At 30.0% G+C, this 8,730-nt stretch carries 7 protein-coding genes and 1 other annotated feature; all 7 genes read left to right on the plus strand.

The window, feature by feature from the left end; translation table 11 throughout:
* Positions 1–149: 149 nt before the first annotated feature.
* The 7 genes from ACRC03_RS17625 (at position 150) to ACRC03_RS17655 (ending at position 8,593) form a co-directional block, all read left to right on the plus strand.
* The gene (locus tag ACRC03_RS17625) at positions 150–1,382 is read left to right on the plus strand and encodes a [Fe-Fe] hydrogenase large subunit C-terminal domain-containing protein (RefSeq protein WP_438653911.1); all 1,233 of its coding nucleotides are present in this window, start codon (positions 150–152) and stop codon (positions 1,380–1,382) included.
* Between the two features lie 32 nt (positions 1,383–1,414).
* Positions 1,415–2,227, plus strand: a complete 813-nt coding sequence (locus ACRC03_RS17630) for a polysaccharide deacetylase family protein (protein ID WP_438653912.1) — start codon at positions 1,415–1,417, stop codon at positions 2,225–2,227.
* Between the two features lie 110 nt (positions 2,228–2,337).
* Positions 2,338–2,565, plus strand: a binding site (T-box leader).
* A gap of 61 nt (positions 2,566–2,626) precedes the next feature.
* Positions 2,627–5,290 carry a valine--tRNA ligase gene (locus ACRC03_RS17635; RefSeq protein ID WP_438653913.1) on the plus strand — a complete coding sequence of 888 codons (2,664 nt, stop codon included), beginning with the start codon at positions 2,627–2,629 and terminating at the stop codon, positions 5,288–5,290.
* A gap of 161 nt (positions 5,291–5,451) precedes the next feature.
* Positions 5,452–6,102, plus strand: a complete 651-nt coding sequence (locus tag ACRC03_RS17640) for a YitT family protein (RefSeq protein ID WP_438653914.1) — start codon at positions 5,452–5,454, stop codon at positions 6,100–6,102.
* 71 nt (positions 6,103–6,173) lie between these two features.
* Positions 6,174–6,986: a MerR family transcriptional regulator gene (locus ACRC03_RS17645; RefSeq protein WP_438653915.1), complete on the plus strand. Its 813-nt coding sequence runs from the start codon at positions 6,174–6,176 to the stop codon at positions 6,984–6,986.
* Between the two features lie 49 nt (positions 6,987–7,035).
* Positions 7,036–7,659, plus strand: coding sequence for a PH domain-containing protein (locus ACRC03_RS17650; protein ID WP_438653916.1), 624 nt, complete (start codon positions 7,036–7,038; stop codon positions 7,657–7,659).
* Positions 7,660–7,807: 148 nt separating this feature from the next.
* Positions 7,808–8,593, plus strand: coding sequence for a GNAT family N-acetyltransferase (locus ACRC03_RS17655; RefSeq protein WP_438653917.1), 786 nt, complete (start codon positions 7,808–7,810; stop codon positions 8,591–8,593).
* Positions 8,594–8,730: the final 137 nt, after the last annotated feature.

The raw sequence follows: 8,730 nt of genomic DNA on the forward strand, positions 1-8,730 counted from the left end.
AAAGTTAGTAGGAAATTCAGTTATTTAATTATTAGAGTGTAAAATTGTTGGAACGCCGTATGAGGTGAAAGTCTCACGTACGGTGTGAAGTGGGGGAAAAGTTGGAGATAACTTCAAAGACTTACCTATCACTATAAATTGATAAAATTGTGATAGTTAATTTAATTAGAGTTATAATTGGGCTTAATCCAATCGGTGAATATGATAGTACCTTGCAAGAAATGGTGTATGAAGCAATTAATATTGATGAAGTAGAACAACCTGTAATTAGTGTAATAGAACAGGCTTGTAGTCATTGTGATAAAAATTATGAAAAAAATGAGACATGTTTAGTTAAAAAAAAGCATACAGATTGTAATGAGAAAAATATTTGTAGTGCTTGTGGAGATTGCATAAATAAATGTGATTTAGGTGCAATTTCAGATAAAATACAGTTCATACCAATGATAAAGTTACTAAAAGACCACAATAAACCTGTTTATGCTATAGTTGCACCAGCTTTTGTAGGACAATTTGGAGAAAATATTACTCCTGGGAAATTAAGAACAGGATTAAAAAAAATAGGATTTGAAGAAATGATAGAAGTATCTCTGGCAGCAGATATGTTGACGGTAAAAGAAGCTTATGATTACTGTGAACATATAGAAGGAAAAGAATCTGAATATTTCATAACAAGTTGCTGCTGTCCTGTATGGGTAAGCTTAATACAAAAAGATTATCCTGAAATACTTCGAAATGTATCTCCGTCTGTATCACCAATGATAGCCTGTGGTAGAGCCATAAAAATATTAAATTCTAAAGCTAAGGTAGTTTTTATAGGCCCTTGCATAGCTAAGAAAAAAGAAGCTACATTAGAGGATATAAAAGACGCAGTAGATTTTGTTCTTACATTTACAGAAGTAGAAGAAATTTTTAAGGCACTAAATATTAACTTACAAGAAATAGGGGAAGAAGATAGAGTTGAATCATCTTATTCAGGTAGAATCTATGGAAAATCAGGTGGAGTAAGTAAAGCTATAGAACTTTCAACAAAAAGGATAAACCAAAATATAAAATTTGAGGCAGTATCATTTCAAGGCGTTAAAGAGTGTAAGGAAGGGTTGGATAAGGTTATAAACAAAGAACTAGGCGCAACATTTATTGAAGGAATGGGGTGTATTGGGGGATGTGTAGGAGGTCCTAAAAGAATTGTAAGTGCAGAAAAAGGAATAGAATACATAACTAAGTATGGGGAAAGTACAGAGATGGAAACACCATATGAAAATTTAAATGTAGTTCAATTTTTAACTATGATGGGAATAAAGAGATTAGAATCTTTAGGAAAAAAAGAAGAAGAACAAGTTTTAAAAATATTTAGCAGAGATATAAATAAAAAGAAATAGTTAAAAAACTACTTACAAAGGGGATACGGGGGATGAAACGTAAGTCTAACCACTTTATTTTAGCTATAATTATAGGTTTAATATTAAGCTTAGTTGTATTAGGAGTAGAATTTTTAATCAAAGAAGAATCAAATGAAAGATATGGAAATAGGGATAGTGAAATATACAAAGTTATACAGATGAAAACTCTTACAGAATTAATATATGAAGCATCATCTCAAATTTACAAAGGTCCTGGAGCGAATGAAGGAAAAATAGCCTATATAACAATTGATGATGGACCAAGTAAGTATACAAATCAAATACTAGATATACTAGATAGAAATAATGTAAAAGCTACTTTTTTTATGCTAGATGGAAATATGAAAAAGAGACCTAATGAAGTAGAGCGTATAGCATTAGATGGACAGGGAGTAGGATTTCATAGTGTAAGTCATGATATACGCGTATTATACAAAACGCCAGAAATCACACTAGAGGAATTTGATACATGTAAGGAAACATATAAAAATATAACAGGTAAAGAGTCTAAATTAATAAGACTTCCATATGGAAGTAAACCTTATACTCCTGAAAATTCATATAAAATATTAGTTGATAATAATTACTTAATGTGGGATTGGAATCTAGACACAGAGGACTGGAGAGCTACTACTGACAAAATAGTAAGTAACGTATTATATTATGGAAGAAATAGAAGTAATTTGGTTGTATTAATCCATGAAAAAGAACAAAGCGTAAAGGCATTAGAGGGTGTAATAAAAGTATTAAAAAATAGAGGATATGTAATATTACCAATAGATGAGAATACACAACCTCTCAATTACTGGAGTGAAAATTTGTAACCTTATTATAAAAGCAACAAATAATAAGAGTACTTTCTATAAAAAGCTATATTATTATAAATAATTGACAATAATAATAGTAATTGGATATAATTAAATGAAAGTAAATATTAAAAGCTAAGATGAAGAGGAGTAAGTAAATACTACTAAAAGAGAGGAAAGTTCAAAGGCTGAAAGACTTTTCAAGTACAGGTTTACAGAAGGTAGCTTCGGAGTTTCTAAACTGAAATAGTAGTAGGTTTAGACGGTGAGAATCGTTAAATTTATTGAGAGTCAGTATTATTTTATATTAATTAATACTGAAATTAAGGTGGTAACGCGAGCTTCTCGTCCTTAAAATAGGATGAAGGGCTCTTTTTTTGTTCATAAAATTAATTATATAAAAAGGAGGAAACAAACATGGAAAATACTAATTTATCAAAAACGTACAATCCAAAAGATTTTGAATCGAGACTATACCAAAGATGGTTAGACGAAGGATTATTTAAATCTTCACCAAATCCAAACAAGAAGCCATTTACAATAATGCTTCCACCGCCAAATATAACAGGGCAATTACATATGGGGCATGCACTAGATCATACTTTACAAGATATACTTATAAGATGGAAGCGTATGGACGGATATGAAGCATTATGGCAACCAGGAACTGACCATGCATCTATAGCAACAGAGGTTAAGGTTGTTGAAAGAATAAAAGAGCAAGAAGGCAAAACTAAGTATGAATTAGGAAGAGAAGAATTCCTAAACAGAGCTATGGACTGGAGAAATGAATTTGGTAGAAAGATAGTAGACCAAATGCAACAGTTAGGAGATTCTTGTGACTGGGATAGAGAAAGATTTACAATGGACGAAGGATGTAATGAGGCAGTTACAGAGTTCTTTGTGAAACTATATAAAGAAGGTCAAATATACAGAGGAAACAGAATAATAAACTGGTGTCCAGATTGTAAGACTACTTTATCAGATGCAGAAGTTGAGCATGAAGAGTTTGATGGAAAATTCTATCACATCAAATATCAAATAAAAGATAGTGATGAATTCTTAGAAATAGCTACAACTAGACCAGAAACAATGCTTGGAGATACAGGAATAGCTGTAAACCCAGAAGACGAAAGATATAAGCATTTAGTAGGTAAACATGCAATACTTCCTATAGTAGGTAGAGAGCTTATAATAGTTGCTGATGACTATGTTGATTTAGAGTTTGGTACAGGTGCAGTTAAAATGACTCCAGCTCATGATCCTAATGACTTTGAAGTAGGAAAAAGACATGATCTTGAGAAGATAAACGTAATGAATGAAGATGGAACTATGAATAAGTTAGCTGGAAAATACGAAGGTATGGATAGATATGAGTGCAGAAAGCAACTTATGGCTGACTTAGATGAAATGGGATATGTAATAGCAATAAAAGACCATAACCATAATGTAGGTTCTTGTTATAGATGTAGAACTGTAGTTGAGCCAAGATTATCTGATCAATGGTTCGTTAAGATGGATGAGTTAGCTAAACCTGCCCTAGATATGCTAAGAGATAAAGATTTAGAATTTGTACCAGATAAATTTGATAAGACTTATTCACAATGGTTAGAGAATATAAGAGACTGGTGTATATCAAGACAGTTATGGTGGGGTCACCAAATACCAGCTTATTACTGCCAAGACTGTGGTGAAGTAATAGTATCAAAAGAAATGCCAACAGAATGTAAGTGTGGGCATACTAGCTTCAAGCAAGACGAAGACGTACTAGATACATGGTTCTCTTCTGCATTATGGCCTTTCTCAACATTAGGATGGCCAAACAAAACAGATGATTTAAATTACTACTATCCAACAAGTGTACTTGTTACTGGATACGATATAATATTCTTCTGGGTAGTAAGAATGGCATTTGCAGGTAAATTCTGTATGGGAGAAACTCCATTTAAACATGTATTAATACATGGACTAGTTAGAGACTCAGAAGGTAGAAAAATGAGTAAATCTCTAGGCAATGGTATAGATCCATTAGAAGTAATAGACCAATATGGAGCAGATGCTCTAAGATTCATGTTAGCAACTGGAAATTCCCCAGGAAATGACATGAGATTCTATATGGAAAGAGTAGAATCATCAAGAAACTTCGCTAATAAATTATGGAATGCATCTAGATTTGTATTCATGAACATAGATGAAGAAACAATGGCAGGAGTAACTAGAGAGTCAGTAGAAGCTAACATGACTTTAGCTGATAAGTGGATAATATCAAGAGCTAATAATGTGGTTAAAGAAGTTACTGAGAACATGAACAACTTCGATCTTGGTATAGCTGCTCAAAAAATCTATGACTTTGCATGGTCTGAGTATTGTGATTGGTATATAGAAATAGTGAAGCCTAGATTATACTCTGAGGATAAAGAAGCTAAGCAAACTGCTTTATATACATTAACATATGTATTAGAGAAGATATTAAAGCTTCTTCATCCATATATGCCATTTATAACAGAAGAAATATACACTCACCTTCCAACAGTAGAAGGAAGTATAGTAGTAGCAGAGTTCCCTCACTACACTGATGCTGACAACATGGCTAAAGAAGAAGAAATGATGAACTTAACAATGGATGGTATAAGAAACATAAGAAATGTTAGAGCGGAAATGAATGTACCACCATCAAAGAAAGCTAAGGTAATAATAGTGCCGTCAGTGGAAAAGAAAGACACTATGCAAGCTGGACAAGACTACTTTGTAACATTAGCATCTGCATCAGTAGTTGAAATACTTGAAGATGAAACTAACATACCTGAGGATGCAGTAAGTATAGTTATAGAAGGTGTTAAGATATTCATACCTCTTGATGAATTAGTAGACTTCTCTAAAGAACTAGATAGATTAAACAAAGAGAAGGCTAAGTTAGAAGGGGAAATAAAGAGAGTTAATGGAAAACTTTCTAACCAAGGATTCTTAGCAAAAGCTCCAGACAGTTTAATAAATGAAGAAAAAGCGAAGAAAGAAAAGTTCGAAGAAATGATGAACTCTGTTGTAGAAAGAATAACTAACATAGAAGCTAAAATGAAGTAATGAATTTAAAGAATATCTCCAAATCATATTAATGATGAGGAGATATTTTTTACGCTTAAGGATATTATATTATTTCAAAATTTTTCTTCACCTTAGTATAGTACCAAGGTATATAATGATATTAAGAAGAAATATATAAATAACAAATTAGGAGTGATATTGTGCGGTCAAAACAACAATTCATAAAAAGTATTGGGTTGGTAATCTTGGGGTCATCTATTTTAGCATTTGGAAGTTACAATTTCAACTATCAAAATAGCGTAACAGAGGGTGGAGTATTAGGTTTAATACTATTAATAAAAAATATATTTGATATATCTCCATCAATAACAAGTCTAATCATTGATTTATCTTTATTCATATTAGGGTCTAGATTTTTTGGAAAGAAATTTTTAATGTATTCTATATTATCTACCATGACATTTTCTACATCTTATAGAATGTGGGAAAATATAGGTTTTGTAGTCCCAAGCCTTACTAACAATATGCTAATTGCAAGTATATTGGCAGGTATAGGTGTAGGTATTGGGGTTGGATTAGTAGTTAGAGGTGGAGGGGCTTCTGGAGGAGACGATGTTATTGCACTTTTAGTAAGTAGGTTTACAAAACTAAAAGTAAATCATGTTTATCTAATTACAGATGGCATAGTTTTAGTGCTTTCATTAGTTTACTTAGATTTTAAACAAATATTTTTCTCAATAATAGCAGTTACTATAAGTGGTAAAATAATAAGTATACTTCATATTGAGCATGATGAAGATGATAGTAATGAAGAAAATGATGAATATGTAGAAGAAAACATAGTATTATAATTATAAAGGCTATGAGTGTACGGCTCATAGCTTTTAATGTACATAATAAAATACCTAGAAAGGAAAATCACATGAAGGAATATTATAAAATAGGTGAAATATCTAAGATATATGGTATTGGAAGAGATTCTTTGATGTACTATGAGGAGTTGGGAATATTAAAACCTTTTAGAGATAAAAATGGATATCGTATGTACAAAATATCAGATATATGGATATTGAATCTAATAAAAGAACTTAGAAGCTTGAATTTTCCTATGAAAAAAATAAAAGAATATTTAGATGACAGAAATATTGAAAATACTAATAAAATACTAAATGAAGAAATAATATTAATAGATAAGAAAATGGAAGAGTTTGCAGAGCATAAAAAGAATATACTTAAAAGGTTAGAAGTAATAAACGAAGCTAACACTAATTTAAAATTAGATGAAATCGAAACAGTTTATATAGGAAAAAGGAAAGCATTAAAACTAAATGCAGATATAAAAAAAGATGAAGAATTTGATTTTTTAATTCAAAAACTACAAAAAGAATATGAAAATAGATTCAATATACTAGGGAAAAATAATATAGGGGCAACATTTTGCTTAGATAAAGTAAAACAAGATATTTACAATGAATATAAATCAGTGTTTTGCTTTCTAGAAGAAGATGAAGAAATATATAATATTATTGTTGATGAAGGTTACTATATAACTTTAACTTATAAAGGAACTTATAAAAATAATAGATATCATTTAAAAGATATGTTCAACTACATAGAAGAAAAAGGATATAAACTTCTAAAAGATCCAATAGAAATCTATAAAATTGATATACATGAAACGGGTGATGTAGATGAATTTATTACAGAAATACAAATGCCAGTTTCTATAGAATAAATAATAAATAATATATGATATAATTAAGATAAATAGTAGGAGGAGTAAAATGGCTGGGAATATATTTGGAAAAATGGCAGCAGATACATTAGGACTATCAGATATAGGTAAAATAATAGAACCGAAAGATTTTGATAAAGTAGATGGTGATGATTACATAATGAATGAAGATGGAGAAAAAATCTACTTCGTTATAAAATCTAAATCAGATGAGTATGTATTTACTAATAGGGGATTATTACATGTAGATGGAGCAAGTGCAATAAGCAAAAAGAGAACAGTAAAAAGATATGATTTTTATTATGAAAGAGTTAACTCAGTAACTTTAGAAACAGCGGGTACAGTAGATTTAGATATAGAAATAAAATTTAGTTTTGGAAATCAAGGTTTCAGCATAGACGTAGATAAAAAACAATTAGAAAAGTTAAAAGATTTATATAAAGCTCTAGTTGAAATAGGAAGAATACAGGGAAAAAATAACGCAAGAGTAGAAGATGGTATAAATGGATTAAAAATGGCTAATGATGCAATTACAAGATGCTCACTAGAAGGTAATCCAGCAGATATAATAAAAGATATAGCTAACTTCAACTTTGATTGGATGGAAAATTTAAGAACTATTCACAATAATAGAGATTTTGGAGAAGTATTTGAAAAGTATATAAACAATTAAATATGACATAAATGAAGATATTGGTATAAGTACTAATATCTTTTTTGTTTACAAAAATAAGCATTGCAAGCTATAGAAGAACTATTAGAGGATAATTATTATATATGGGGAATATATATACTTTATATATTTAAGGAGGGATAAAATTATGATACGCAAATTAACTCAATCAGACAAAGAAAAAGTTTTGAAATATGTATCTAAAGAATCCAGCATAAACCTGTTTATAATTGGGGATATTGAACAATTTGGTTTTGATAAAGATTTTCAAGAAATATGGGGTAAATTTGATGAATTTGAAAATATAAAAGCTGTATTACTAAGATATACAAATAATTTTATAGTTTACTATGAAAATCAAGAAGAAAACATACAAGAATTTAAAGAAATAATCAAGAACTATAATGTCAAAAAAATGATTTCTGGAAGAGAAGATTTAGTACAAGTACTTAAAACAGCATTAGAAAATTATAATGAGAGAAAAACTTACTTTTGTGAATTAAAGGACAAAAGTAATCTACTAAATTGGGATGAAAGTGTAAAGTTGGCAGTACCTGAAGACGCTGAAAGAATATACAATTTATTAGAAACTATAGAGGAATTTGTATCAGAAAATGATAAAGACTTAATAAAAGATAGAGTAGAAGATAAATCTATTAGGGTTTATTATATAGAAAATGATGAAGGTGAAATGATAAGTATATCTCAGACTGCAGCAGAAAATAGTAAATCTGCAATGGTAGTGGGAGTAGCTACTAGAGCTGGATATAGAAAAAAAGGATACATTAGTAAGTGTTTATCAAGGTTGTGTAATGATTTATTAGATGAAGGAAAAATACTGTGTTTATTTTATGATAACCCACAAGCAGGAAAAGTATATCACAAAATAGGATTTAGAGAAATTGGTAAGTGGACTATGTTAGTAGAAAAATAAATTACAATAAATTGCCGAAAAGCCCCCTTCTTTAGATGTGGGGATGAAAGGCAAGGTCTCAAACTATCTTAATAAAGAGAGGTGGAACAACTTCTAGTTATATTAAGTCTCAAATGTTGTATAATAAAAATAATATA

Origin of the sequence: Romboutsia sp. (assembly GCF_051659545.1) — a bacterium.
Taxonomy (GTDB): domain Bacteria; phylum Bacillota; class Clostridia; order Peptostreptococcales; family Peptostreptococcaceae; genus JBOFOR01.

What these genes read in the sequence shown, in the direction of transcription:
- ACRC03_RS17630 (WP_438653912.1), top strand. Translation starts at nt 1,415, where the DNA reads ATGAAACGTAAGTCTAACCACTTTATTTTAGCTATAATTATAGGTTTA.
- ACRC03_RS17635 (WP_438653913.1), top strand. Translation starts at nt 2,627, where the DNA reads ATGGAAAATACTAATTTATCAAAAACGTACAATCCAAAAGATTTTGAA.
- ACRC03_RS17645 (WP_438653915.1), top strand. Translation starts at nt 6,174, where the DNA reads ATGAAGGAATATTATAAAATAGGTGAAATATCTAAGATATATGGTATT.
- ACRC03_RS17650 (WP_438653916.1), top strand. Translation starts at nt 7,036, where the DNA reads ATGGCTGGGAATATATTTGGAAAAATGGCAGCAGATACATTAGGACTA.
- ACRC03_RS17655 (WP_438653917.1), top strand. Translation starts at nt 7,808, where the DNA reads ATGATACGCAAATTAACTCAATCAGACAAAGAAAAAGTTTTGAAATAT.